The sequence below is a fragment of the Methylobacterium sp. CM6246 genome, from assembly GCF_054818005.1.
The window spans coordinates 5,541,623-5,566,162 of the sequence record NZ_JBTXKY010000001.1; the positions used below are offsets into that span (position 1 = coordinate 5,541,623).

Annotated in this window: 23 protein-coding genes; 7 read left to right on the forward strand and 16 right to left on the reverse strand. The window is 69.2% G+C overall.

The window, feature by feature from the left end; genetic code table 11:
* Window positions 1-21: 21 nt before the first annotated feature.
* On the forward strand, window positions 22-651 hold the full coding sequence (eda, locus tag ACYQPG_RS26770) for a bifunctional 4-hydroxy-2-oxoglutarate aldolase/2-dehydro-3-deoxy-phosphogluconate aldolase (RefSeq protein WP_461232081.1): 630 nt from the start codon (window positions 22-24) through the stop codon (window positions 649-651).
* 75 nt (window positions 652-726) lie between these two features.
* Here eda and ACYQPG_RS26775 read toward each other — a convergent pair whose 3' ends face one another.
* The 3 genes from ACYQPG_RS26775 to ACYQPG_RS26785 form a co-directional block, all read right to left on the reverse strand.
* On the reverse strand, window positions 727-1,023 hold the full coding sequence (locus ACYQPG_RS26775) for a hypothetical protein (RefSeq protein ID WP_147908753.1): 297 nt from the start codon (window positions 1,021-1,023) through the stop codon (window positions 727-729).
* A gap of 118 nt (window positions 1,024-1,141) precedes the next feature.
* On the reverse strand, window positions 1,142-3,253 hold the full coding sequence (locus tag ACYQPG_RS26780) for an ABC transporter ATP-binding protein/permease (RefSeq protein WP_419830671.1): 2,112 nt from the start codon (window positions 3,251-3,253) through the stop codon (window positions 1,142-1,144).
* Window positions 3,254-3,404: 151 nt separating this feature from the next.
* Complete coding sequence (locus ACYQPG_RS26785; protein WP_147908755.1) at window positions 3,405-3,725, reverse strand: hypothetical protein; 321 nt, start codon at window positions 3,723-3,725, stop codon at window positions 3,405-3,407.
* A 289-nt stretch (window positions 3,726-4,014) separates the two neighbouring features.
* On the opposite strand from ACYQPG_RS26785, the gene ACYQPG_RS26790 reads away from it, so the two are divergent.
* Window positions 4,015-4,647, forward strand: coding sequence for a 2OG-Fe(II) oxygenase (locus ACYQPG_RS26790; protein WP_461232082.1), 633 nt, complete (start codon window positions 4,015-4,017; stop codon window positions 4,645-4,647).
* 98 nt (window positions 4,648-4,745) lie between these two features.
* Window positions 4,746-5,408: a peptidase inhibitor family I36 protein gene (locus ACYQPG_RS26795; protein WP_147939171.1), complete on the forward strand. Its 663-nt coding sequence runs from the start codon at window positions 4,746-4,748 to the stop codon at window positions 5,406-5,408.
* Between the two features lie 94 nt (window positions 5,409-5,502).
* Here the strand turns inward: ACYQPG_RS26795 and lpxB are convergent, their stop codons facing one another.
* The 9 genes from lpxB to ACYQPG_RS26840 form a co-directional block, all read right to left on the reverse strand.
* The gene (gene lpxB, locus ACYQPG_RS26800; RefSeq protein ID WP_461232083.1) at window positions 5,503-6,690 is read right to left on the reverse strand and encodes a lipid-A-disaccharide synthase; all 1,188 of its coding nucleotides are present in this window, start codon (window positions 6,688-6,690) and stop codon (window positions 5,503-5,505) included.
* A complete protein-coding gene (locus tag ACYQPG_RS26805; protein ID WP_461232084.1) occupies window positions 6,687-7,550 on the reverse strand; it encodes an LpxI family protein in 864 nt (287 codons plus the stop codon). Before ACYQPG_RS26805 ends, lpxB begins: the two co-directional genes overlap by 4 nt.
* A 10-nt stretch (window positions 7,551-7,560) precedes the next feature.
* Window positions 7,561-8,379: an acyl-ACP--UDP-N-acetylglucosamine O-acyltransferase gene (gene lpxA, locus ACYQPG_RS26810; RefSeq protein WP_147939168.1), complete on the reverse strand. Its 819-nt coding sequence runs from the start codon at window positions 8,377-8,379 to the stop codon at window positions 7,561-7,563.
* Window positions 8,376-8,852, reverse strand: coding sequence for a 3-hydroxyacyl-ACP dehydratase FabZ (gene fabZ / locus ACYQPG_RS26815; protein WP_147909823.1), 477 nt, complete (start codon window positions 8,850-8,852; stop codon window positions 8,376-8,378). The genes lpxA and fabZ overlap by 4 nt, the downstream gene beginning before the upstream one ends.
* A gap of 121 nt (window positions 8,853-8,973) precedes the next feature.
* Entirely contained in the window at window positions 8,974-10,044 is a 1,071-nt protein-coding gene (gene lpxD, locus ACYQPG_RS26820; RefSeq protein WP_147909822.1) for a UDP-3-O-(3-hydroxymyristoyl)glucosamine N-acyltransferase, read from the reverse strand.
* Between the two features lie 50 nt (window positions 10,045-10,094).
* On the reverse strand, window positions 10,095-12,665 hold the full coding sequence (gene bamA / locus ACYQPG_RS26825) for an outer membrane protein assembly factor BamA (RefSeq protein ID WP_147909821.1): 2,571 nt from the start codon (window positions 12,663-12,665) through the stop codon (window positions 10,095-10,097).
* A gap of 407 nt (window positions 12,666-13,072) precedes the next feature.
* Entirely contained in the window at window positions 13,073-14,227 is a 1,155-nt protein-coding gene (locus ACYQPG_RS26830) for a M50 family metallopeptidase (RefSeq protein WP_147909820.1), read from the reverse strand.
* Window positions 14,228-14,400: 173 nt separating this feature from the next.
* Window positions 14,401-15,984, reverse strand: a complete 1,584-nt coding sequence (locus ACYQPG_RS26835; protein ID WP_461232085.1) for a DHA2 family efflux MFS transporter permease subunit — start codon at window positions 15,982-15,984, stop codon at window positions 14,401-14,403.
* A gap of 8 nt (window positions 15,985-15,992) precedes the next feature.
* Window positions 15,993-17,234 (reverse strand): HlyD family secretion protein, encoded by a 1,242-nt coding sequence (locus ACYQPG_RS26840; RefSeq protein ID WP_419830675.1) that lies wholly within the window; start codon window positions 17,232-17,234, stop codon window positions 15,993-15,995.
* Window positions 17,235-17,371: 137 nt separating this feature from the next.
* Between ACYQPG_RS26840 and ACYQPG_RS26845 the strand changes: the two genes are divergently transcribed.
* The 4 genes from ACYQPG_RS26845 to ACYQPG_RS26860 all read left to right on the forward strand — a co-directional run bounded on the left by ACYQPG_RS26845 (window position 17,372) and on the right by ACYQPG_RS26860 (window position 21,936).
* On the forward strand, window positions 17,372-18,010 hold the full coding sequence (locus ACYQPG_RS26845; protein ID WP_461232086.1) for a TetR/AcrR family transcriptional regulator: 639 nt from the start codon (window positions 17,372-17,374) through the stop codon (window positions 18,008-18,010).
* 200 nt (window positions 18,011-18,210) lie between these two features.
* Complete coding sequence (locus tag ACYQPG_RS26850) at window positions 18,211-19,470, forward strand: MFS transporter (protein WP_419830676.1); 1,260 nt, start codon at window positions 18,211-18,213, stop codon at window positions 19,468-19,470.
* On the forward strand, window positions 19,467-20,174 hold the full coding sequence (gene fhuF, locus ACYQPG_RS26855; protein ID WP_461232087.1) for a siderophore-iron reductase FhuF: 708 nt from the start codon (window positions 19,467-19,469) through the stop codon (window positions 20,172-20,174). The genes ACYQPG_RS26850 and fhuF overlap by 4 nt, the downstream gene beginning before the upstream one ends.
* 10 nt (window positions 20,175-20,184) lie before the next feature.
* Window positions 20,185-21,936: an ABC transporter ATP-binding protein gene (locus tag ACYQPG_RS26860; protein WP_147909815.1), complete on the forward strand. Its 1,752-nt coding sequence runs from the start codon at window positions 20,185-20,187 to the stop codon at window positions 21,934-21,936.
* A gap of 64 nt (window positions 21,937-22,000) precedes the next feature.
* Here ACYQPG_RS26860 and ACYQPG_RS26865 read toward each other — a convergent pair whose 3' ends face one another.
* The 4 genes from ACYQPG_RS26865 to ACYQPG_RS26880 all read right to left on the reverse strand — a co-directional run bounded on the left by ACYQPG_RS26865 (window position 22,001) and on the right by ACYQPG_RS26880 (window position 24,499).
* Window positions 22,001-22,885, reverse strand: a complete 885-nt coding sequence (locus ACYQPG_RS26865; protein ID WP_461232088.1) for an NAD(P)H-hydrate dehydratase — start codon at window positions 22,883-22,885, stop codon at window positions 22,001-22,003.
* A gap of 38 nt (window positions 22,886-22,923) precedes the next feature.
* On the reverse strand, window positions 22,924-23,688 hold the full coding sequence (locus ACYQPG_RS26870; protein WP_461232089.1) for a histidine phosphatase family protein: 765 nt from the start codon (window positions 23,686-23,688) through the stop codon (window positions 22,924-22,926).
* A gap of 85 nt (window positions 23,689-23,773) precedes the next feature.
* Window positions 23,774-24,262: a CinA family protein gene (locus ACYQPG_RS26875; RefSeq protein ID WP_147939159.1), complete on the reverse strand. Its 489-nt coding sequence runs from the start codon at window positions 24,260-24,262 to the stop codon at window positions 23,774-23,776.
* Between the two features lie 15 nt (window positions 24,263-24,277).
* The gene (locus ACYQPG_RS26880) at window positions 24,278-24,499 is read right to left on the reverse strand and encodes a hypothetical protein (RefSeq protein WP_147939158.1); all 222 of its coding nucleotides are present in this window, start codon (window positions 24,497-24,499) and stop codon (window positions 24,278-24,280) included.
* Window positions 24,500-24,540 lie beyond the last annotated feature (41 nt).

Consider the following 24,540-nt stretch of genomic DNA (forward strand, 5'->3'; position numbering starts at 1 on the left):
GTCGAACCGGAGAAGCCGATCATGAACGATCTGACCAGCATCGACGCTTTGATGCGCTCCGTGCCCGTCATCCCGGTCCTCGTCATCGAGGATGTCGCACAGGCCCGGCCGATCGCCGAGGCGCTGGTGGCCGGCGGGCTGACGGCCCTCGAGGTCACCCTGCGGACGCCCGCGGCGCTGGAGGTGATCCGCGAGATGGCCCAGGTCGAGGGGGCGGTGGTCGGGGCCGGCACGGTCCTGAACCCCGGCGATCTCGACAGCGCCCTGGCAGCCGGGGCGGAGTTCATCGTCTCGCCGGGGCTTACGGACCCGCTGACCGATGCCGCAAAGGCCAACGGCGTGCCCTACCTGCCGGGCATCGCCACCGCCGCCGACATCATGCGCGGCCTGGACCACAGTCTCGACCGGTTCAAGTTCTTCCCGGCCGAGGCGGCGGGCGGGATCAAGGCGTTGAAGGCGCTGACTTCCGTGTTCGGCCGGGTGAAGTTCTGCCCGACCGGCGGCATCACCGAGGCGACCGCTCCGGATTGGCTGGCCGTTCCGTCGGTGTTGTGCGTCGGCGGCAGCTGGGTCGTGAAACCCGGAGCCCTGGATCGCGACGCCGTCACCCGCGCGGCCCGGACAGCCTCCAAGCTACGCCGGACCGCGTAAGCGTCTTCGTTCAAGAGAACGCCCGCCGCGGCGGGGCCGGGCGGGCGTTCGTCGTCACGTCAGATCAACAGCAGATCAGCAGTCGTCGCCGCCCTTGCCGGCCTGCGCAGCGGTCGGCTTGCCCTGCGACTGGGCCTGCACGTCCGACGGCGAGGTCGCGGTGCCGGCATTGGTCATGGCGCCGACGGTGCCGGGCGACTCGGCCTTGGCGCCGGGGGTGGTCGGGGTCTTCACGCTCGGATCCACGGTCGAGGCCTTGCTGGCTTCCTTGTCGCGCGTCACGGTGGTCCCGGTCGCGCAAGGCGCCGCGAAAGCAGCAGTCGACATCAAGATGAGAGCGCCGGCGCCCGCGAGGGTCTTGATCATGGTCATGCGTTCCTCCGATTTATTTATCGCATGACAAACGGACCCCGCAGTCACAGGTTCCTTAATATTTCCAACGCGCAACTTCTGCGGGGCATTTTCCCCGGGCTTCCGGGATAAATGGCACTTATTCTGCCGGCTGCGGCTCCCGGCGTTCCCGGGGCGTGAACAGGTTGCCCTGCGGCTCCAGCACGATACGCTTGTCGTGGAACGCGTCGAGGGTCGAGCGGTGGCCGATCGATACGATGGTGGTATCGGGCAGCCGCTCGCGCAGCATCCGGTAGATTTTGGCCTCGGACGGCTCGTCGAGCGACGCGGTCGACTCGTCGAGGAACAGCCAGGCGGGCTTGGCCAGGATCGCCCGGGCGATGGCGAGGCGCTGCTGCTCGCCGCCGGACAGTCGCCGCTCCCAGGTGTCGGTCTCGTCGAGGCGGTCGATCAGGTGCGGCAGCTGGGCCGCACTCAGGGCATCGCGGATCGCGTCGTCCGAGAACTGATCGACGGTGTTCGGGTAGACCACGGCGCCGCGCAGCGTCCCCTGCGGGATGTAGGGCCGTTGCGGCAACAGCAGCGTCGATTGCCCGGCCGGCACGTCCACCCGGCCCTTGCCGAACGGCCAGATGCCCGCGATCGCCCGGAACAGCGTCGACTTGCCTGAGCCGGAGGGGCCGGTGACCAGGGTGGCGCCGCCCTGCGGCAGGGTCAGCTCCGGGGCCGAGACGATCTCGCGGCCGTCCGGCAGGGCGAGTACCAGCCCGCGGGCGGTGACGCCGTTGGCGGTCTCATTGCCCTGAATCAAACCGTAGCCCGCCGTCTCCAGCGCCTCGGCCTTGCTCATCGCCCGGCGGAAGGAGCCGAGACGGATGGTGTTGGCCTTGTACGAGGCGAGGGTCGTGTACGAGTCCACGAAGAAGGACAGCGAGCTCTGAACCTGCGAGAACGCCTGCGAAGTCTGCTGCAGAGCGCCGAGCGTGATCTTCTTGGCGAAGAACGACGGCGCGGCCAGCACCATCGGGAAGATCACACTGGCCTGCCGGTAGCTGAACGTGAAGGCGATCAGCTTGATGCGCCGGAAGATGATGCCGACGTAGTTGTCGATGATCATGTGGAACAGCGAGCCGAGCCGCGTCGCCTCCGCACGCTCGCCGCGCAGCAGCGCAATCTGCTCCGAGTAGATCCGGTTGCGGGCCAGCGAGAAGCGGAAATCGGCCTCGACCTGCTCCTGCCGGAAGTTGAGCCCGATCAGGGGCCGGCCGATCAGGTGGGTGAGCCAGGTGCCGACCACCGCGTAGGCGATCACCAGCCAGACCAGGAAGCCCGGAATCACCGTATCGGTGAACGGCACGACGAAGTCGCGCGACAGGGTCCACAAGATCACGATGAATGAGACGAGCTGCGCCGCCTGGCTCAGCAGCCGGATCGACAGGCTCGCGGTCTGCTGGATGAACAGGTTCACGTCGGCCTGGATCCGCTGATCCGGGTTGTCGGCTTCCTCGTCGGTGAACGGGATGCGGTAATGGGTACCGTTGCCCAGCCAGCGCTCGTACAGGCTGTGGGTCAGCCACGTCCGCCAGCGGATGTGCAGCGAGGAATCGACGAATAGGTCGAACATGCCGATGGCGATGTTGAGCGTCGCCAGGGGGACGAAGATCCAGAGCAACTGGTACCAGAACGCCGTCGCGTCGTATTCCTGCAGCGCGTTGTAGATGTCGCGGTAGAAGAAGTTGAACCGCAGGGTCAGCGCCACGTCGGCGAAGTTCACGAAGATCGACAGCGCGACCAAGTTGCGGCCGATCCGGCCCTCGGTGCTGCCGAACCAGCGGAACAGGCCGATCTCCTTGGTCGGCTTGTCGCGGTTGGCGAAATACGGGTCGGCGATGTCGGTGATCGCGCGGATCGGACCGAGATGCGAGACGCCGAGCACGATGGCGCCGAACACGACCGCGCCGGTGGCGGCGAAGTCCGGCGGCAGCAGCGCCGCCACCACCGGGGGCAGCAGGCCCATGGCGGCGCTCGTCTTCAGACCGGCGAGCAGCAGGTAGCCGAACCCGTAGACCGAGACGAAGACCTTCAGGTAGGCCGAGATGCCGTTGGCAGCGATCAGGATACCGGCCATCGCGAAGCCGGCGAGCGAGACGTAAAGCGGTGGGCTGGGGATCCCCGGAAGCGCCAGCAGGATCAGCGCGGCCACGGCCGTGAGCACGGCTTGGATCCCGAGCCCGGTCCTGAGTGAAGCCACGCGTGTCTCCCGCCTAACGTGAGCGTTCATTCGGGAACGCAACCCGGCGGCCTTGGCCCTGGGTCATGGCGAGAACGTGGCACTTCGCGGCCGCTGTCACGTGAAAGTTTCGTCACGATCCGGCCGAGGCCACGCTACGGCGGGTCACGCGCTACCAGTTCCACTCCTCGAAGCCCGGTTCGCGGCAGCGATAGCCGATCGGACATTGCGGATTGTCGCGGGTGGGGACGAAGCGCAGTTCGGCGATCTCGCCGCCGCTGCACTGGCCCGGGCCGCTGACGAAACGCTCCGGCACGGTACCGCCGGCGATCACCACGTCGCCCTCGCTCTTCACGAGCGCCATCGCCTCGGCGCAACTCATCCGCGCCGGCCCAGCGGGGCGCGACGACCGCGACGATTGGGCGAACGCGCTCACCCCGGCCGCCATCGCGACAAGGTGAACGCACAGCAAGGCGAGGACCAGCGGCCTCATCGCGGACGGGTTCCGGGTACGCACCCGAGAAGAAAGTCCTCGGGCATCGCGCCATCCTGCACGGCCGGGCGGCCCGAGACTGTCACCGGAATGCGCCACCACACGGCTTTCGCCGTTGGACCGCCGCAATCACCGGATTATGGGATTCCAGGATCAGGGAAAGCGCTCGAGATTTGGTGACCGCCGACGCCCAAGGCGCGCGCCCGGCCCGCCCCCCCGATGATCCTCCGGCACGCGCCCCTGGCGCCGGCGTGCCGGCCGTCGCGCGCCGGATACCAGGGACCCGCAGATGTCCGCCCTCTCGATCCTCGACGTTTCCGCGGTGCGTGCCGCCCCGGTGGCCCGCGAGCCCTACCCGTACACGCTTGGTACCAACGTCCTGAACCCGGACGCCATCGAGGCAATCCGGCGCGACTTCCCGGACATCGCCAAGCCCGGCTACCTCACGGTGGATGAAGTCGCCCTCAAGGGCCGGTTCAAGGCGCTGATCGACGAACTGGAGAGCGACGCGTTCTCGGAGATCCTCGGCGAGAAGTTCGCCATCGATCTCGTCTCCTGTCCGCGGCTGACCACGATCATGCGGAAGAGCCAGCTGAAATACGGTTCGATCCACACCGACGGCCCGTCGAAGGTGCTGACGCTGCTCGTCTACATGAACGACGCCTGGGACGCCCCGGCCGCCGGACGCCTGCGTGTGCTCTACGACGGCCGCAACTACGCGCCCTTCGCCGTGGAGGTTCCCCCGACCATGGGGACGATGTTCGCGTTCCTGCGGGCCGACAATTCCTGGCACGGCCACGAGCCGTTCGAGGGTGAGCGCCGGGTGGTGCAGGTCGCTTGGCTCAAGGACGCCGCGGAACTGGAGCGCAAGCGCAAGCGCAACCGCACCGCCCAGTTCCTGAAAGGGATCTTCGGACGCTGAGCGACACGACAGTTCCCCATAGCCCTTTGTTCGGGCATCCTTTTCCCCATCATCTTGGCGACCGAATCGGCGTCGGATGCCTGGATCAGGGGGTGAGGATGGGTGCGGTCGTGCTGGCCGATCCGGGTGATGAACCCCGTACCGGCTCCAAGCGCCGCTTCGTCGTGCCCGCGTTCCTCGTTCTCGGCTGGGCCGGGCTTTTCGCCTACAGCGCGATCTACCTCACCGAGGACATGCCGTTCCGGACGCAGCCGGCCGAAACCCGGCCCGCTCCGGCCCCGAAGCCCCAGGGCCGTCGGGTCGTGATGCTCGACGCGCTCGACGAGGCCGCACCAGCGGTGCAGGGCCTGGATGCCGCGCTTCCGGTGGCCTCGCCCGGTGTTCGGAGCCCTGCGGATCCAGGCGCGCAGGCGGCGATCGTTCCCCCGGCGGCACCGGTATCCCCGAGGCAAGCGAGCCCGGCCAATCCCGACTATGCCGGCATCTGGGGGCCAACCGCAGATGCCTGCTCGGCACGCTCCCGACGCAGGGGCTACATCCCGGCCACCATCACGCCGGAGCGAGCCCGGGCCGGCCGCACCATCTGCAATTTCCACGACGGCCACCGCGTCGGCAACGCCTGGGTGGTCGCCGCCGAATGCAGCGACCGCGGCCGGCACTGGTCCTCGCAGGTGCGGCTCGTGGTCGAAGGCGACCGCCTCACCTGGTCGAGCGGGCGCGGCACAGCGGCCTACGTGCGCTGCGGGCGGCGCGGCGGCTGATTATCGCGTTTCGTATCGCGGTCGGACCGCTCCGGCTGATGCGCCCCAAGTCAGGACTTGGGTTTGCTCCTGAAGCGAGCGAGCAACTCACCCGTCAGGCCAGCCCGATCGTCCGTTCCCCGGCGGCGTTCAGAACGATCCGCGCTGCGGCCCGGCTCGGCATGTCGTCGCCGGAGAGCCGCATCATTCCGTCGATCCGGGCAAGCGCGTCGCTCTGCGCGTCGCGCTCCGGGCCGCCCGCCAGCAGCGGCAGAAGGGCCTCGGCCAAGTGCTCGGGCGTGCAATCGGCCTGGACGAATTCCGGCATGGCGTTGTCGGCCAGGATCAGGTTCGGCAGCACGATGCTGGGCACCTGGATCAGGCGGCGGGCAATGAACTCCTCCGCGCGTGAGACCTTGTAGGCCACAACCATCGGGACGCCCGACAGCGCCAGTTCCAGCGTGACGGTGCCGGAGGCCGCGAGCGCCGCCCGGGCCCCTCGGAACGCGGCATATTTCGGCGCCTCGCCGGTCAGCACCTGAACGGGAACCGGCCAGTTCAGAGCCAGCCGCTCGATCAGGGCCCGGTGGCGGGTCACGGCCGGCAGGACAGCCTCCACCTCGAGGACGCGGGAGACAAGCTCCAACGCCCGCCCGAACACCGGCATCAGCCGGTCGATCTCTGCCCGGCGGGAGCCCGGCAGGACCACGAGGCGGTAGGGGACCGCCGCCCGCCGCCGGACCTCCGTCGCGGACGGGCGCAAGTCCGGAAACCGCTCGATCAACGGGTGGCCGACATAGGTGCAGGGCGGGCCTCCGAGGCGCAGATGCGCGTCCGGCTCGAACGGCAGCAACGCCATCACGTGGTCGATGAAGCCGCGCATGCCCTTGGCCCGCCATGGCCGCCAGGCCCAGACACTCGGCGACACGTAATCGACGATGGGGATGCCGGGCGCCGCCTTCCGGACCCGCTGGGCGACCGCGTGGGTGAAGCCCGGGCTGTCGATGATCACCAGGACGTCGGGCCGGGCCCGCACCACCGCGGTCGCGGTCTCGCGAATGCGCCGCAGCAGCGTCCGAGCCCGGGCGAGCACCGGCAGGTAACCCATGACGGCGACGTCATCGAGGGGGAACAGGGAGGTGAACCCCTCCTCGGTCATGGCCTCGCCGCCGACGCCGCCGAACACGGTCCCGGGCGCCGCAGCGCGCAGCGCACGCATCAGCTTGGCACCGAGTTGATCCCCGGAATCCTCGCCGGCCACCAGCCAGATTTTCTTCGATGCGGACACGGGAGCGGCGCTCATGGCGCGGTTCCGTAGCCGACCAGGAACAGGCCGAGGCGGTCGGCCTCCGCGGCAGTGGCGGCCCGGTCGATCACGAGGGTGCCGCCGGCTTCCAGCGCGAGGCCAACGCAGCCGGCCGCGGCGGCGTTGCGCACGGTCCGGGGGCCGATCGCCGGCAAATCGATGCGCAAGTCCTGGCCGAGCTTCGGCGCCTTGACCAGCACGGTCGCGGGCAGCGCCCGCCCCCGACCGAACGGCTTGCGCCCGAGCGCCCGGGCGCGGGCGAGCATGCGGTCGGTGCCCTCCGGCCCCTCGACGGCGATCACCCGCTCGCCGGAGACCGCCACCGCCTGCCCGAGATCGTAGGGCGAGAGCGCGTCGAGCACCCTGCGCGCGGTGCGGATCGACAGGCCGGCATCCATATCGGGACCCAGGCGTCCGAGCCGGCCCACCGGGCAGAGCAGGTCCGGCGCGGCCTCGTGGACGCCGAGCACCCGGTGGCCCTCCTCCTCGACCAGCGCCAGGGCAGCGCGCAGGAGCCGGTCGTCGCCGCCGCCGGCGATCGCGCGCAGGGTCTCGCGATTTCGCAAGGCCGCACCGGCATTGAGGAGCGCCGCCGGGCTCGGCCGAGACACGCCGCCGGCCGGGACCATCACGGCCGGCCCCCATCGGCGCAGCAGCTTGAGGATCGCCGCGAGATCGAGGAGGTCGACGGTGGCGTCGGCCCGGGCGCGCAGGGACCGCTCGGTAAACCCGCGGAGCGCGATCAGCCGGAACGGCCGGTCTGTCCGGTTCAACGACTCGGCGACCAGCTCCGGCAGCCGGCCGGCGCCGGCGATCAGGACGAGCGTACCCTCGGGCAGCGGCGCGGCATCGGCCATGGCGGAGGGCTCAGGCCGCCCCGATCGGAACCGGAAGCTCGCGGGGCGTGCAGATCGAGCGCTTCCCGCCCGCCCGGATGAAGGCAAGGATCTCGGACACGGCGGCGTGGGACTCGAAGGTCACGGCGACGTCCTCGACCCGCTCCATCAGCGTACCTTCCGGCGCGAACAGCAGCCGGTAAGCCCTGCGCAGCGCGTGGATGTCTTCCCGAGCGAAGCCCCGGCGCTGCAGGCCGATGATGTTGAGCCCGGACAGGTAGGCGCGGTTGCCGAGCACCATGCCGTACGGGATGCAGTCGTTCTCCAGGCCGGAGAGGCCGCCCACGAAGGCGTGCGCCCCGACCCGCGCGAACTGGATCACGGCGGCGCCGCCCCCCAGGATCGCGTAATCGCCGACGCTGCAATGGCCGGCCAGCATCACGTTGTTGGAGAAGATGACGTGGTCGCCCACCCGGCAATCGTGCCCGACATGGGAATTGGCCAGGAAGGTGCAGTGATCCCCGACCGAAGTTTCGAGGCCGCCCCCGCTGGTGCCGGGGTTCATGGTCACGCCCTCGCGGATCAGGCAGTCGGAGCCCACCGTCAGCGTCGAGGCCTCGCCCCGATATTTCAGGTCCTGCGGCTGGTGACCGATGGAGGCGAACGGGAAGATCCGGGTGCGGGGGCCGATCGTGGTTCGGCCAGCAAGGACCACATGGCTGAGGAGCTCGCACCCCTCCCCTAGCACCACCTCTGGGCCGACGTGGCAGAACGGGCCGATCCGCACGCCGTCCCCGATCTCGGCGCCGGATTCGATCACCGCGCTCGGGTGGATGAAGGCGTCGCTCACTCCGTCACCAGCATGGCGCCGATCTCGGCCTCCGCCACCAGCACGCCGTCGACCCGGGCCTCACCCCGGAACCACCACATGGTCCGGCGGTGATTCATCTTCTTCATGTGAAAGCGCACCTGGTCGCCGGGGGTGACCGGCTTGCGGAACTTGCACTTGTCGATGGTCATGAAGAACACCTGCTTGGTCCGCAACTCATCCGTCCGGATGTGGCGGCAGCAGATCGCGCCGGCGGTCTGGGCCATGCCTTCGATCAGCAGGACGCCGGGGAAAACCGGCATTCCGGGGAAATGCCCCATGAATTGCGGCTCGTTGGCGGTGACGTTCTTGATGCCGACGCAGGATTCGTCGCGATCGATCTCGACGATGCGGTCGATCATCAGGAACGGGTAGCGGTGCGGCAGCAGCTCCAGCAACGTCTGGATGTCGGCTGTGCCCAGCTCCTCGTCGGTGTCGCGCGCCGCCTCGCTCATCGAATCCCGTACCTTGCGTCACCGCCTTCGGGCGGACCGATATCCGCCCGCCATGACGGGCGGACGCCCTCTTCGGAAGAAATCGGCGGAAGCGCAAGGGTTTCCCGGCACCGGGCTACGATCAGACGGCGTCCGAAGGCGGATCCTTCTCCGCATCCTTGCCCGAGCGCTCGGCCAGGCGCGCCAGCGTCGTCAACTCCCGGAACCACGCCCGCACCGGCTTGGCCGGGGTGCCGCCCCAGCGGCTGCCCGGCGGGACGTCGCGGTTTACGTTGGACGAGCCGGCGATCTGGGCGCCACGGCCGATGCGCAGGTGGCCGACCACGCCGACCTGGCCGCCGAGCACCACGTAATCCTCCAGCGTGGTCGAGCCCGAGATGCCGACCCCGGAGACGATCACGCAATGGCGGCCGATGACGACGTTGTGGGCGATCTGGACCAAGTTATCGATCTTGGTGCCCTCGCCGATCACCGTATCGCGCGAGGCGCCCCGGTCGATCGTGGTGTTGGCGCCGATCTCGACATCGTCCTGGACGATCACCCGGCCGATCTGCGGCACCTTGAGGTGCGTGGCGCCCATGGCGAAGCCGAAACCGTCCTGTCCGAGCCGGACACCGGGATGCAGGATCACCCGGTTGCCGAGGAACGCGTGGCTCAGGGTCGTGCCGGCGCCGATGGAGCAGTCGCGCCCGATTCGGACGCCGGGGCCGATCACCGCGTTCGGGCCGATGACGCTCCCGGACCCGATCTCCGCCCCCGGCCCGACGACGGCGCCGGGATCGACCGTGACCCCCTCCTCCAGCCGCGCTTCCGGGTGGACATGGGCGCCTGGAGCGATGCTGCGGCCGCCGAACTGAGAACCGGGACGCAGGGCGTCCGGGTGCAGGCGGCCGAGCAGGGCCGCGTAGGCGCGGTATGGGTCGCGGCTGACCAGCGCAACGGTCCCGGCCGGACAGCGCGCCGCGAAGCGCGGGCTTACCAGGCAGGCGCCGGCGCGGGTCGCAGTGAGCGCGTCGCCGTAGCGGGCATTGTCCATGTAGGCGAGGTCGTTCGGCCCAGCGCTCTCGAGCGGGGCCGCGGCGGTAAGCCGGTATTCCGGGTCCGCACCCTCGGGCAGGGACGCACCGGCGGCGGCGGCGACATCGGCGAGGGTGAGGAAGCCGGTCGCGGCGAAGAAATCGGGATCTGACATGCAGGGCAACGCGCCGGCCGGAGAAATCCGGCCAGCGCGTGTGGTTTTTATCAGAACCGCGAGCCGCCGGAGAAGCGGAACGCCTGGGTCTGATCCTTGCCGATATGGCCGACCTTGCCGAGCAGCGGCACGTAGACCGATTGGCCCTCGTCCTTCGTCAGGGCGTAGGCGTAGTCGAACCGGATCGGGCCGAGCGGCGAGTTCCACAGGATGGACGCGCCGATCGAGGAGCGGATCGCAGCCGTGTCGCGGACGTTCACACATTCCGGCTCGACGCCGATGTTGAATGCGGAGAAGTTGCACTTCCCGGTCTGGGGCGAGATGCCGTTGATGAAGCCGTCGCCGTTCACGTTGAAGTTACGCCGTCCGCTATAGCCGAACAGCGTGCCGGCATCGGCGAAGACCGCGCCCTTCAGGCCCAGATCCCGCGGGATGAGGGGCAGCGGGAACTGCACTTCGAGGGTACCGCCGATATAGGTGGAACCGCCGATGGCATTGGAGCGGGCGTCGGCGATGCCGACGTCGCGCGGGCCGATGCCGTTCGGCGCGAAGCCGCGGACCAGCGACGGGCCGAGGAAGAACTCGTCGGTGACGCGCAGCGGCTTGCCGTCGATGGCGTTGATGTGACCGCCCTGGAACCGGACGAACCCGATCACGTCTTCGAACAGCTCCTTGTAGTAGCGCGCATCCGCGGTGACGCGGAAGAACTTCGAGTCGCCGCCCAGGCCGGCCACGTCGGGCTTCAGCTCGGCGTAGAGGCCGTTGCGCGGTGCGCCGACCACGTCGAGGGTCGAGTAGGCGAGCGTCAGGCCGGCCAGCGAGGTCAGCGTGTTGCCCTGCGAGCCCTTGATGGCGATCGACGCTTCGCCGTCATACGCGCAGTTCGGGTAGACCGACTGGCCGCCGATGTTGCGGCCGCTGTTCGGGTCGATCGTGCCGCCCGCGTAGGTGGCGGTGTAGCCCGGGATCGGCGTCGAGCAGTCGTTGTACGGCCGCTTGAGGGTGTTCGGGACCTTCAGCTCGGTGTTGTACAGCGAGTAGCGCAGGGTGATGCCGAACTCCTCGGTGATCGGCAGGCCGAGGCGCAGCTGGCCGCCATACACCGTGGTCTCGTAGCGCGAGTACCGGGTCAGGTCGGAGTACTTGTAGAAGGCGTCGAAGCCGGCGGCGAGCCGGTAGCCGAGGAAGTACGGCTCGGTGAACGAGAAATCGACGCCGCGCGAGTACTGGCCGCCCGTGCCGGCGAGGCGGACATACTGGCCGCGGCCGAGGAAGTTGGACTCGGAGACCGAGACCTCGCCGATGATGCCGTCCTGGGTGGAGTAGCCGCCCGCCACCGAGAACGAACCCGTGGGCTGATCCTCGACATCGATGTTGATGACCACGCGGTCGGCAGCGGAGCCGGGCTCGTTGGAGAACCGGACCTTCTTGAAGAAGCCGAGGCCGTTCAGGCGCCGCTCGGCCCGATCGGTCAGCACGCGGTTGTAGGCATCGCCCTCGGCGATATCCAGCTCGCGGCGGATGACGTAGTCGCGGGTGCGGGTGTTGCCGCGGATGTTGATGCGCTCGACGTAGACGTGCGGGCCGTCCTCGACCACGAAGCCCAGCGAGACCTGGTGGGTCGCGGGATCGCGCTGGCCGGTCGGGCGGACCTGGGCGAACGGATAGCCGGCGCGGTTGACCTCGCGGGTGACGTTGTTGAGCGTCCGCTCCACGTCGTCGGCGTTGTAGACGTCGCCCACCGCGGCGGTGATGTTGCTGTCGAGCTTGGCGGTGTCGATGCCGGGCAGGCGGGAATCCACCGCCACAGCGCCGACCTTGTACTGCTCACCCTCGTTGACCGTGATGGTGATGACGTAGCCCGAGCTGTCGGCCTCGACGTAGCGGGCGTCGGCGCTGACCACCTGGAAGTCGGCGTAGCCGTTCTTCAGGTAGTAGCGGCGCACCTGGTCCAGGTCGGTGGTGATGCGATCCGGATCGTAGACGTCGGAGGTCTTGATGAACGACAGGAAGTTCATCTCGGAGGAGCTCATCAGCCCCTTCAGGGTCCGCTCCGAGTAGGCGTTGTTGCCGACGAAGTTGATCGAGATGATGCCGGTCTTGTCGCCCTCGTCGACCTGGTAGATCACGTCGACCCGGCCGTTCGGCAGGTCCACGGTCCGGTAGGTGACCTTGGCGGTGCCGCGGCCGAAGCGCTTGTAGACGTCGCGGATGCGGGCGAGGTCGGCGTTGACGATGGCCTCGCTGTAGGGGCCCCGCGCCTTGGCCTCGACGATGCCCTCGAGCGTCGCCTTCTCGACCTTCTTGTTGCCCTCGAACACGACCCGGTTGATCAGGTTGTTCTCGCGGACGGTGACCACCGTGCGACCGCCGGACTGGGCGACCTTCACGTCCGAGAACATGCCGCTGGCGAGCAGGTTGCGCCGGGCCTCCTCGGCGGAGCCGGACGCCGTCCCGGTCACGTAGGACCGGATCGTGTCGGCATCGACGCGCTGGTTGCCCTGGACGACGATCTGCTGCGCCTGAGCGGCACCGCTCAGGACCAGGCCCGCACCGGCGGCGACTAGGACGATGGTCTTCCGCACCGACTTACGTCGGGGCTTCCCCGTCAACGACATCATGCAATCGCCCGTTTCTGTTCTGGTCGCGGGGGTTAGCCCGTCACAGGCGACCGTTGACCGGTCGTCCTGTCACCCTGGTCCAAGCGTGGCTTCAGGTCCAAGCGTAGCTCTTAGCGGGATTCCCCTGCCAAGCAAACGCGCGGGAGGCCATCGTCAGGGGATTTTGGGGGGTCGTGGCCTTCGCGCCACTTAACGGAGGGCGGACCACGCGGGCAAAGCCCCAATCATGGTGAATGGCCCGTAAATCTCTGAGGCCACACCTGTTTTCGCACCCGCCAATGCTGGCATTAAAGCTGTTTTAGGCACCGCCCGGGGCGCCTTCGGGGCAGTCTCCGGGCGGTATCGCGGCGGGATTAGGGCACCGATTCCGGTGGAGACCGGACCGGTGCCCGCGCGGGATCCCCGGATCAGGTGTTCCGCCAGGACGCGCCGAGGTTGAGGATGTCGTTCCACGCGGCGAACAGCATCAGCATCAGGACCAGCGCGAGGCCGATCCGGAACCCGATCTCCTGGGCGCGCTCGCTGAGCGGACGACCGCGGACGACCTCGAAGGCGTAGAACAACAGGTGCCCGCCATCGAGAAGCGGCACCGGAAAGAGGTTCAAGAGGCCGATCGAGACCGAGAGCAGCGCGATGAGGCCGACAAGCCCTCCGACGCCGCCGTTCTTGGCGACCTCGCCGGAGACCCGGGCGATGCCGATCGGACCCGACAGCTGATCGGCCGATTCCCGTCCGGTTGCGAGCTTGCTCAGGTAGGAGAAGGTCCGCTCCACCACGAAGTAGGTCTCGCGCACGCCGAGATCGAGGGAATCGAGCGCTCCGTACCGGACCAGCCGCGCCTCCGACCCGGCCGGCGAGCGGATGCCGAGCCGGCCGATCCGGTGACGGCCGAAGGGCGTCTTCTCCTCGTAGGTGGCGGGCGTCGCCTGGATGGTGATCGGTTGCTCGGCCCGCTCCACCGTGAAGGTCAGCGGTGTGCCGGCACTGCCGGTCACGGTGCGGTACATGGCGTTGAAGTCGCCGATCTTCTCGCCGTCGATGGCAGTGATCACGTCGCCGGGCTGGAAGCCGGCCTGGGCTGCGACGCTGCCGGGTTCCACGGAGGAGACCCGGGCGGGCAGCTCGTAGCGCCCGGCCAGCCAGATCGCTCCGGCAAAGAGCAGGATCGCCAAGATGAAATTCGCCACGGGTCCGGCGGCGACGATCGCGGCGCGCTTGGCCACGGGCTGGGTCGGGAAGCTGATCGCCCGCTCGTGCGGGGACATCCGGGCGATCGTCTCCGGATCCGGCATGCTGGCGCCGTTGGCGTCACCGTGGAACTTGACGTAGCCGCCGAGCGGGATGGCGCAGAGCTTCCAGCGGGTGCCACGCCGGTCGTTGAACCCGACCAGTTCCGGTCCGAAGCCGAGGGAGAAGGCGTGCACGCCGACCCCGCACCAGCGGCCGACCAGGAAGTGGCCCATCTCGTGGACGAAGACCACCACGGTGAGCACGAACAGGAACGGGATCACGGCTCCGAAGAAGCCGCCGGCGGTCCCGCCCATCGCGTTGAGAAAGTCCATAAGCCGATCCCTGGCCGTCTCTGCACCGGCTTCTCAGGCCGGCCATCCGGCCGGTCTAGCAGATCGGTGCGGTTGACCGCCAACGCAATCCTCCGGGCCTGACGCGGGTGGTCGCGGGGCGCACATCGCGACAGACGATCCCCGATATCCTCGGGCCTACGCAGTGCAAGCCGTCAGTGTCCCCCGCCCCCGCCAGCCGCCGCGCGGGGCCGGCGGATCAGCGGCACAGCGCAGGCCATCGCCAGGAACAGGACCGTCAGCGCCAGGAACACGTCCTCGAAGGCCATGACGAGGCCCTGGATCCGGACCGTGTTGGACATGGCCTTGAGCGCCATGCCGGGGGCCGCGCTGCCGTAGGAGTCGAATCCGCGCTGCATGGAGTCGAGGCGCTCCAGGGCGGCGGTGTTGGCCCAGGTGAAGCGCTCGTGGAGCCGGGCGAGATGCAGGTCCCAGCGGGCGTTCAGCACGGTGTTGATCAGAGCCAGGCCGACCGCGCCGCCGAGGTTGCGGGTGAGGTTGTAGAGCCCGGAGGCATTCTTCATCCGGGCCGGCGGCAGGGTGCCGAGCGCGATGTTGTTGATTGGGATCATGCACAGCATCAGCGAGCAGCCGCGCAGCACTTGCGGCCACAGCAGCTCCCAGAAATCCCAGTCCTTCGTAAGGCCGGTGACGATCCAGGTGCCGCAGGCGAAGCCCACGAAGCCGATCCCCATCATGATCCGCGGATCGACCTTGCCGGACAGCCGGCCGGCGATCGGCGCCGTGGCGAACATGCACAGGCCCGAGACGAACATGGTCTCGCCGATCATCAGCGCCGAGTAGCCGCGCACCCGGGCGAGGTAGACCGGGTAGATGTAGGTCAGCCCGTACAGGCCGATGCCGAGCACGAAGCTCGCGACGCAGCCGCTGGCGAAGTTGCGGTCGGAGAAGGCGCGCAGGTCGACGATCGGCTGCCTGGCCGTGAACACACGCCAGAAGAACAGCAGTCCCGAGACCCCGCAGACCACCGCGCAGGCGAAGACCGCCTCGTCCTGCAGCCAATCGTGGTTCGGACCCTCCTCGAGGACGTATTCGAGGCAGCCGAGGAAACCCGCCATGAACGCGAGGCCGGCCCAGTCGAACGACTTCAGCAGGCCGTAGTTCGGCTTATCGAAATCGATCAGGATCCAGGTGGAGACCGTCACGACGATGCCGGGCACGACGTTGATCAGGAACAGCCAATGCCAGGACATCAGGTCGGTGAGATAGCCGCCGATCGTCGGCCCGATGGTTGGCGCCAGCGTCGCCACCAGACCGATCATCGGCGACACGATGGTACGCTTGGACGGTGGGAAGATCGTGAACGCGGCGGCGAACACGGTCGGGATCATGCCGCCGCCGATGAAGCCCTGCGCGGCGCGCCAGACGATCATCTCGGAGATCGACGAGGAGGTCGCGCACATCACGCTCATCAGCGTGAAGCCGCCCGCCGAGATCGCGAACATCCAGCGCGTCGAGAGCACCCGCGACAGGGTACCCGACAGCGGGATCGAGATGACCTCGGCGATCAGGTAGCTGGTCTGGACCCAGGGGATCTCGTCCCCGGAGGCCGAAAGGCCGGCCTGGATCTCGTTGAGGGAGGCCGAGACGATCTGGATGTCCAGGATCGCCATGAACATCCCGAACACCATGCAGAAGAACGCCACCATGCGGCGGCGGTCCATCGGCGGCTCGGCGGCCGGGGCTCCGGCCGGGATGGCGGCGACGGTGGCGGCCATGGTCGGGCTCAGCGGCTTGCCGCGTCGAACCGCCGGTTCGCGGCCTGGTCGAGGACCGAGCGGTCGGTGCCGGTCCGGGTATCGACCCGCACCTCGGCCGAGAGGCCGGGCCGCAGCAGCCCCTCGCGGGCGATCTCATCGGGCACGCGCACCCGCACGGGCAGGCGCTGGACGATCTTGGTGAAGTTGCCGGTGGCATTGTCCGGCGGCAGCAGGCTGAACACCGAACCGGAGGCCGGCGAGAACGATTCGACCACCCCGTGGATCTCGCGATCGGGGTAGGCGTCCACCGTCACGATCACCGGCTGGCCCGGGCGCATGCGCTGCACCTGCGTCTCCTTGAAGTTCGCGTCGATGCGCACGCTCTGGAGCGGGACCAGGGCCGCGACCCGGGTGCCCGGCGCCACATAGGCGCCGGCCTCGACCGCCTTGTTGCCGACCACGCCGTCGAACGGGGCGCGGATCACCGTGAAATCGAGGTCGCGCCGGGCGCGGTCGACCGCGGTGCGCAACTCGGCCGACAGGCGCTCCGCCTCGCGCTTCTGGGCTTGGAGCACGTCGACGTTGGCCCGGGCCGCCAGCAGCCCGGCCTCCATGCCCTTCACGGAAGCCTCGGTCCGGTCCCGGTCGGCGCGGGCCTGGTCGATCCGCGACTTGGCGACGTAATCCGCCTGCATCTGGGTCGCCCGGGCGAAGTCGGCCTGGGCGCGAACGGCATCGGCGCGGCTCGCGTCGATCTGGGCGGAGGCCTGGGCGACCTGCGCCTGCGCGGCCTCGACCTGCCGGCCGATCCGTACGATCGTGCTCTCCTGCGTGGCGAGCTTGTCCTGCGCGGCCTGGAGCGCGAGGCGATAATCGCCGTCGTCGAGCTTGGCGATCACGTCGCCCTTCTTGACCGAGAGGCCGTTCACCACGGGCACGGATTCGAGATAGCCGGAGACCTTGGCGGCCAGGACCGAGATATCGGCCTGCACATAGGCGTCGTCGGTCGAAATGAAGAACCGCCCTACGCTCCACCATTGCCAGCCCTCGTAGCCGCCGCCGGCCAGGGCTGCAGCCAGAACTCCCAGAAGCACCATGCGCCGGAGCGGGCGCTTCCTGGCCGGTCCGGGTTCCTGAACGATCGGGGCCGTCGTGGACATCACGGCGGGACGGGGCTGAACGGTCGCCGGTGCGGGCCCTTCGGCACGCTCCTCGTCCGATGGCTCGCTGTGCGCACCGGACCGGTCGCCATCCTCGCGTAGGGACATCGTACGCCTCTGACCTGATGACCGAACCGTTCGGTCAACACACCGGACGTGCCTTGACGCACGTCGAATCTGACTTCAGAGTAAATTGACCGAACGGTTCGGTCAAGGGAAACGGCGTCTTGGACGCGGAGTGGGCGATGATTCAGGGCGCGGTGCTGGAACGGGGATCGTCACCGATCGAGAGCGACAAGCGGCGACAGATCCTCGACGGCGCGCGCACGGTCTTCCTGGCGGCGGGGTTTGACGGAGCCAGCATGGGCGAGGTCGCCCGGGCGGCCGGCGTCTCGAAGGGCACGCTCTACGTCTACTTCGACAGCAAGGAGGATCTGTTCGAGGCGCTGATCATCCGGGAGAAGAGCAGCCTGGCCGAGGCCCTGTTCACCCTGGACGCCGACGATCCCGACGTGCCGGCCGTGCTGACGAAACTCGGCGCCAGCTTCCTGACCGAGATGGGTCGGCCGGAGCACGTGGCGGTGGTCCGTATGGTGATCGGCGCCTGCGAGAAATTCCCGCGCTTCGGACAGGCCTTCTACGAGGCCGGTCCGGCCTGCGGCGTGGCGCGGCTGTCTAGCTATCTGGACGCCCAGGTGCGGGCCGGCCGGCTCCGCGTCGCCGACACCGAACTCGCGGCAAGGCACTTCCTGCACCTCTGCCAGGCCGGCCAGATGACGCGGCTGCTCTTTGCGGCCGGCAATGCGGCGGGCGCGGCCGAGATCCGATATCAGGTCGACGGCGCAGTCCGGGTGTTCCTGGCCGGGTATGGGCCGGAGCGGTAGGGCGGGTCGATGTCGCGGGTCTCCGCGCGCATATTGTCCAGCATCGAAGGCTTGCCGGGTTCGATTCGCACGGTTTAAACATGTATACCGAAAGAAGAATATTGAATTAGTTTGATTATAAACTGGCGCTGCCGACACGGACCTCGATCGGGGCACGATGAGGCTTGGGGCAAAGATCCCGAGGCCGGACGGCGCATGCGATGCTGCACCCGGTGACCCGGGCAAGCGACGCCGAGGTCGGGGTGCGTCTGGGCGGGTCCCTGGCGGGCGTTCGCCCCCTCGCGCCGTTCTTCTGCCTGTACATGACCTTCGGGGCGACCCTCGGATTCCTCGCCGGCGGAGCGCCGCTGATCCTGCGGGTCCGGGGGCTCGATCTCGCCGAAGTCGGATTGTTGCAGCTCATCAACCTGCCGGTGGGCCTGACCTTTTTGTGGGCCGGTGCCATCGACCGGATCCGCCTGCCGTTCCTCGACCACCGGGTCGGATGGATCGTCGCCGCACAGGGCGTGACGGTCCTGCTGCTGGGCGTCCTGAGCTTCGGCGAGCACTGGCCGGTGTCGGCGCTGCTCCTGCTGGCGATCGCGGCCTGCGCCTGCGTCGCCACCATGGACATCGCCCTGGAGGCCCTGGTCGTCGAAACGATCCCGGCGGAGCGACGGGCGTTCGTCGCCTCGGCCAAGCTCTGCGGGGCGTCCCTCGGCGGCATCCTCGGCGTGGGCGTCCTGGTCGGCTCTTACGATATCCTTGGATGGCGGGTTGCCGTTCTCGCCTGCGCCGCGCTCGACGCCCTCTGTCTCCTGCCGATCCTCGGCTACCCGGAGGCCCGGCTCCGCGGGTCCGGCGGTCTGCCGGAACGGTGGTCGGGGTCGTTCGCCCGCCTGCGCGCCCTCGGCGCGCGGATTCTGGTACTCGGCTCCTACTTCGCCGCCGCCTACCTCCTGTCGGGGCCGAACACGCTGGCGCTGCTCGATCTCGGCGTGCCGCTCGCGCAGGTCGGCTTTCTCACCGGCACGGTGCTGCCGGCGATCAACCTCGTCATGGCGCTTGTCGCGGGCGGCCTCGCCGCACGTTTCGGCACGGCCCGGCTGATCGCCATCGGGGCGGTCGGCGTCCTCGCCTCCGGCGGCGTGATGGCATCCGCCTGTGCCGCCGGCGCAGTGGGTGTTGCGGTCGCGGCGACCATCCTGAACTTCGTCTGCGGTGGGATCCTGGGCGTGCCGGTGTTCAACATGATCTACCGCTGGGCGCAGGGACCGAGGCCGGCCACGGACTATGCGCTGCTGTTCGGCGCGGCATTCTTCGCGGCGATGCCGCTCCGGGTCGCCGCCCCGGCTCTGGCCGAGTGGATCGGGTGGCCCTCCTATTTCGGAGCCGCGCTGCCGATCTACGCCGCCGCGGTGGCGGCGCTGGTGGTGACGGTCGATCGGACCCTGCGGGCCGACGGAGTGGGGGCACGATGATCGCCGAGATCGCCGCATGCGTCCCGGCCTCCCTGCAGGCGTACCGGGGCGGCGTCGCCGTCGGGCCCGGCGGTCCCACGGCGCTTCCCGTCGCCGCGCTGCGCGAGCCGGCCGTGTTCGACGCGACGCTGGCAACCTTCGGAGCCGGATACGGGGCCGCCGACCGGCGCGTCCTGGTCTCGTACTGGAGCCAGTTCTACCTAGCAGCTCTCGCGACACCGGCCCTGACCGCCCTGATCCGCCTCGGGCGCCCGCTGCCGCTGGGCTTCGACACGACACGTCTCGAACTCGACGATGCCGGCCGGCCCGCCCGCCTCCTGGTCCCGGCGGAGACCCCGGATTGCCGGTCGTCGGATTGCGCGTCCGGCCTGGCGGGTCTGGTCGAGGGGCACCTGAGCCCGTTCGTCGAGATGTGCCACGCCCGATGCGGCATCGCCCCCCGGGTCCTGTGGGGGAACGCGGCGGTGATCCTCGACTACGTCGCCGGGGAACTCGGCGGCGCAAATGACCCGGCTTGCACGGCCGCCGCGACCAGGCTCGGATGGCGCGGTACGCTCGCCTGCGGTAGGAACCCCCTCGCGCAGGCCCTGTGCGCAGATGCGTCGGGCTGCCGGCGGCGGCGAGTCTGCTGCCTGCGCCACCGCCTTCCGGGCGTCCCGTCCTGCGGGGCGCTCTGCCCCCTCGAACGCGCCACCAAGCGTTGACCCGTCCGCCATGCTGAAGGCCTTCCTCGCTTATTACAGGCCGCACCGGACGCTGTTCCTGACGGATTTCGGCTGCGCCGTGCTGTCCGGCCTGCTGGAACTCGGCTTTCCGATCGCCGTGAAGGTCTTCGTCGACCGGTTGCTGCCGCAGCAGGATTGGAGCCTGATCGTGCTGGCGGCCTGCGGCCTCGCTCTGGTCTACGTGGCCAATGCCGGCCTGATGGTGGTGGTGACCTACTGGGGCCACGTGCTCGGCATCAACATCGAGACCACGATGCGGGCTCGGGCTTTCGATCACCTGCAGAAGCTCTCCTTCCGGTTCTACGACGGGCAGAAGACGGGTCACCTCGTCGCCCGGGTGACGAAGGATCTGGAAGAGATCGGCGAGGTCGCCCACCACGGGCCCGAGGATCTGTTCATCGCCGTGATGACACTCATCGGGGCCTTCGCCCTCATGGTCTGGGTTCACCCGACCCTGGCGCTGATCACCGGTGCAATCCTGCCGGTCATCGCCTTCGTGAGCCTGCGCTACGGCGGCCGCATGACCCGGAACTGGCAGACGCAATACGGCCGGGTCGGCGCTTTCAATGCGCGCATCGAGGAGAATGTCGGCGGCATGCGGGTCGTGCAGGCGTTTGCCAACGAGCAGCACGAGCGCGCCCTGTTCGCCCGCGACAACGCCCGCTACCGGGACACCAAACTCGAAGCCTACCGGCTCATGGCGGCCAGCCTGTCGATCAACTATCTCGGCCTACGCCTGGTCCAGATCGCAGTGCTGCTCGGCGGCGCGGCCTTCGTGGTCCGCGGCGACCTGACCGCCGGCGGCTTCGTCGGCTTCCTGCTGCTGGTCGGCGTCTTCTACCGCCCGCTGGAGAAGATCGGCGCGGTGATCGAGACCTATCCGAAGGGGGTGGCGGGCTTTCGCCGCTACCAGGACCTGCTGGCCACCGAACCCGATATCGTCGACCGGCCGGACGCCATCGATGCGGGGACCCTGCGCGGTGACATCCGCTTCGAGGGCGTGAGCTTCGGCTACGACGCGAGCCGCCCGATCTTCGCCGGGCTCGACATGGCCATCGCCGCGGGGGAGACAATCGCCTTCGTCGGCCCGTCGGGCGTCGGCAAGACGACGCTCTGCGCGTTGCTGCCGCGCTTCTACGAGGTCGCGGCGGGGCGGGTGACGTTGGACGGCATCGACGTGCGCGCCCTCACCCTCGCCTCCCTCCGGCGGCAAATCGGCATCGTTCAGCAGGACGTGTTCCTGTTCGCCGGCACGATCCGCGAGAACATCGCCTACGGACGCCTCGACGCCACCGAGGCCGAGATCGACCAGGCGGCCCGCCGCGCCCGGCTCGGCGCGCTGATCGACAGCCTGCCCACCGGGCTGGACACGGTGGTGGGCGAGCGCGGGGTGCGGCTGTCCGGGGGGCAGAAGCAGCGCATCGCCATCGCGCGGGTGTTCCTCAAGAATCCGCCCATCCTGATCCTCGACGAGGCGACCTCGGCCCTCGACACGCAGACCGAGCGCGAGATCCAGCAGGCGCTGGCCGACCTCGCACAGGGACGCACGACCCTGGTCATCGCCCATCGGCTGGCGACGATCCGCGACGCCGACCGCATCGTGGTCCTGGGTGAGGACGGCATCGTCGAACAGGGGCGGCACGCGGCATTGCTCGATGCCGACGGCGTCTATCGCCGCCTGCACGCGGCACAGTTCGGTTCGCCTCCGGAAGGCGAATTTTCCGCGACTGCGGCGGAGTGAGACCCAGCGTTTAAGCCATCCTCTGCCGTTGCGAACGCTCCGGTCCGGTGCCGTCGGCAAGCCGCTACGTCATGACCTCGGCCAGGATGCAAGGGATCTCCCCCGGGATCTCGCGGGCCATGAACCCGATGCCGCCGTAGCGGCGCGCGAGCCGGCGCCCGGCCTCGCCGTGGGCGTACACACTCCAAAGGGCGGCCGCCTCCGGCTCGGCACCGCGGGCCAGCAGGCCGACGACGAGGCCCGCGAGCGTGTCGCCGGAGCCCGACGTGGCTAACCCGACATGGCCGACTTCGTAGCACCAGGCGCGGCCATCCGGGGCGACCACATGGGTTCGGCCACCCTTCATGACCGTGACCGTGCCAAAGCGCTCGGTCGCGCGTCGGGCCGCTGCCAATGGATCCGCCTCGATCGCCGCACGATCCTCATCGAGGAGTTGCGCCATCTCGCCGGCATGCGGGGTGATGATCGCCGGCTTGGTCAGTCTCCGCGTCAGGTCGGGGACGGCACGCAACGCGGCAAGGGCGCCGGCATCGAGGACGAGCGCGGCCTCGGCGGCTCCGCGGACCAGAGCCTCGGTGACGCCCTCTGCGTGGGCATCCTCGGACATGCCGGGTCCGACCAAAACCGCATCGACGCGGGCCGCCCGCTTCGCGAGCGCCTCGGCGCAGGATCGGTCGATGCCACCGTCCTCGGTCTGCTTGAGCCCGACGACCAGCGCCTCCGGCACCGCGATCCCGATCGGGATCGCCAGGTCCTGGCAGACCGCAAGTTGCAGCTTTCCGGCGCCGACCCGGAGTGCCGCATGGGCCGCCAGCAGCACCGCGCCGGGCAGGCCCGTACATCCGGCCACAATGAGGACGCGGCCACGTCCGTCCTTGCTGTCGCCGTCCGGCTCGGGCGGGGCCATGCTGCGGAGGATGTGCTCGGTGACCGGCGTGACGGTGCTCATGGTTTCCCCCGGGCGCTCAGGCTGCCGCCGTGCACGAGTTACGTCGCAGTCGCGTCGGCACCGGGTTCGGAGGTAACGGGAGCGCCTTCCGCCTCAAGGGGTGCGACGAAGTTGTAGCGGATCTGCACAAGCCCGCCGCCGGGTGCCGCGGAGGCCGAGAATGCATACTCGGTCACGCCGCAATTCGGCACGTCCCCCCGGGCGTCGATCGCCAGGATCTCGGCCTCGGTCATCTCCTCCAACAGGTAGCGCAGACACAGCACAACCACTTGGTGGGCGACCAGGAGGATCCGGCGCCCATCATGGTGCAGGCCGACCGTGTCCAGGGCGCTGCGCAAGCGCAGGATCACGTCGCACCAGCTCTCGCCGCCCGGCGGGCGATGGTAGAACTTGCCGAGATCGCGGCGCAGTTCGGCCTGCTCGGGATGGTGTCTCTCGATCCCGATCCGCGTCAGCCGGTCGAGGATGCCGAACTCTTTCTCGCGCAGCCGCTCGTCCACGAGGAGCCGCGGCGTCGCCGATGCGACGCCGCCCGCCCTGCAGATCCCCTCGGCCGTCTCGACCGCGCGCCGGTACGGCGAGGCGAGGACGAGGTTCGGGCGCTCGTCGTCGGGGAGGCTGGCGAACCAGCGCCCCAGAGCCTCCGCCTGAGAATGGCCGAGCGCACTGAGCGGCACGTCCACGTCGCGCTCCGGAATGTCGATGCGCGCGGCGCCCGCAGCCTGGGCTGCGTCGCGGGCGACGTTCCCGGAGCTTTCGCCATGGCGCACGACCCACAACCAAAGCGGGTATCTCTGAGGCACGTGGATCTCCTGGAGCGAGGCCGGTTCGACAAGGCGGAACGTCGGGCCGACAGGCCCGTTCCGGCCCGCCGACGCCCCGCGCCGGTCAGCGCTCCTCCGTGAGAACCCGGTCCAGCAGATCGAGGAGGCCGCCAGCGAAGGCCCGCATGTTCGCGACCCGGTCCGCGCCGCCGGTCTCGATCGTGGACACCAGCGTGACCGGTCCGCTGACCGCCAGGCAGGTGTGCCCGGCCGCATCGCCGTAGCGGTTGCCGCTTGGGCCGGCGGCGCCGGTCTCGGCGATACCCCAGGTCGCGCCGTGCCGTTCCCGGACCGTTCGGGCCAGGAGTGCGGCATAGCCTTCGGAGGCCGAGCGCAGGCCGGCCATCGCAGCGGCGTCGATGCCGAGCAGGCAGGCGCGGGCCTCGGCCGTGTAGACGATGGCGCCACCGAGGAAATACGCGCTGGCGCCAGGCACCGACAGGAGCGCCGCCGCGACGAGCCCCCCGGAGGACGACTCGGCGACCGCCAGCGTCTGCTTGCGCGCGATGAGCAGAGCCCCAAGGCTCGAGGCCCTCGGCAACAAATCACGCATGGCCAATTCTCTCGATCACGCGCAGGCTTCAGGCCAGACCGCGATCGTCGCGCCGGCGGATTGCAGAGTGACGCGGTGGGAATGCGCGTCGTCCCGGGTCTTGCACAGGTCGATCGCCGACGCGAACCGGGTCCGCGCGGCGATTTCAGTCTCGACATCCTCGGAGATGACCTCATGGCCATCGCGAGACGTGATCACCCGGAAGGGCGGGTGCTGCTTCAGGTCACTGGCTTCCACGGATGTCGCCTCTCATCGGATCGTGTCGCGGTAAGCGCCCG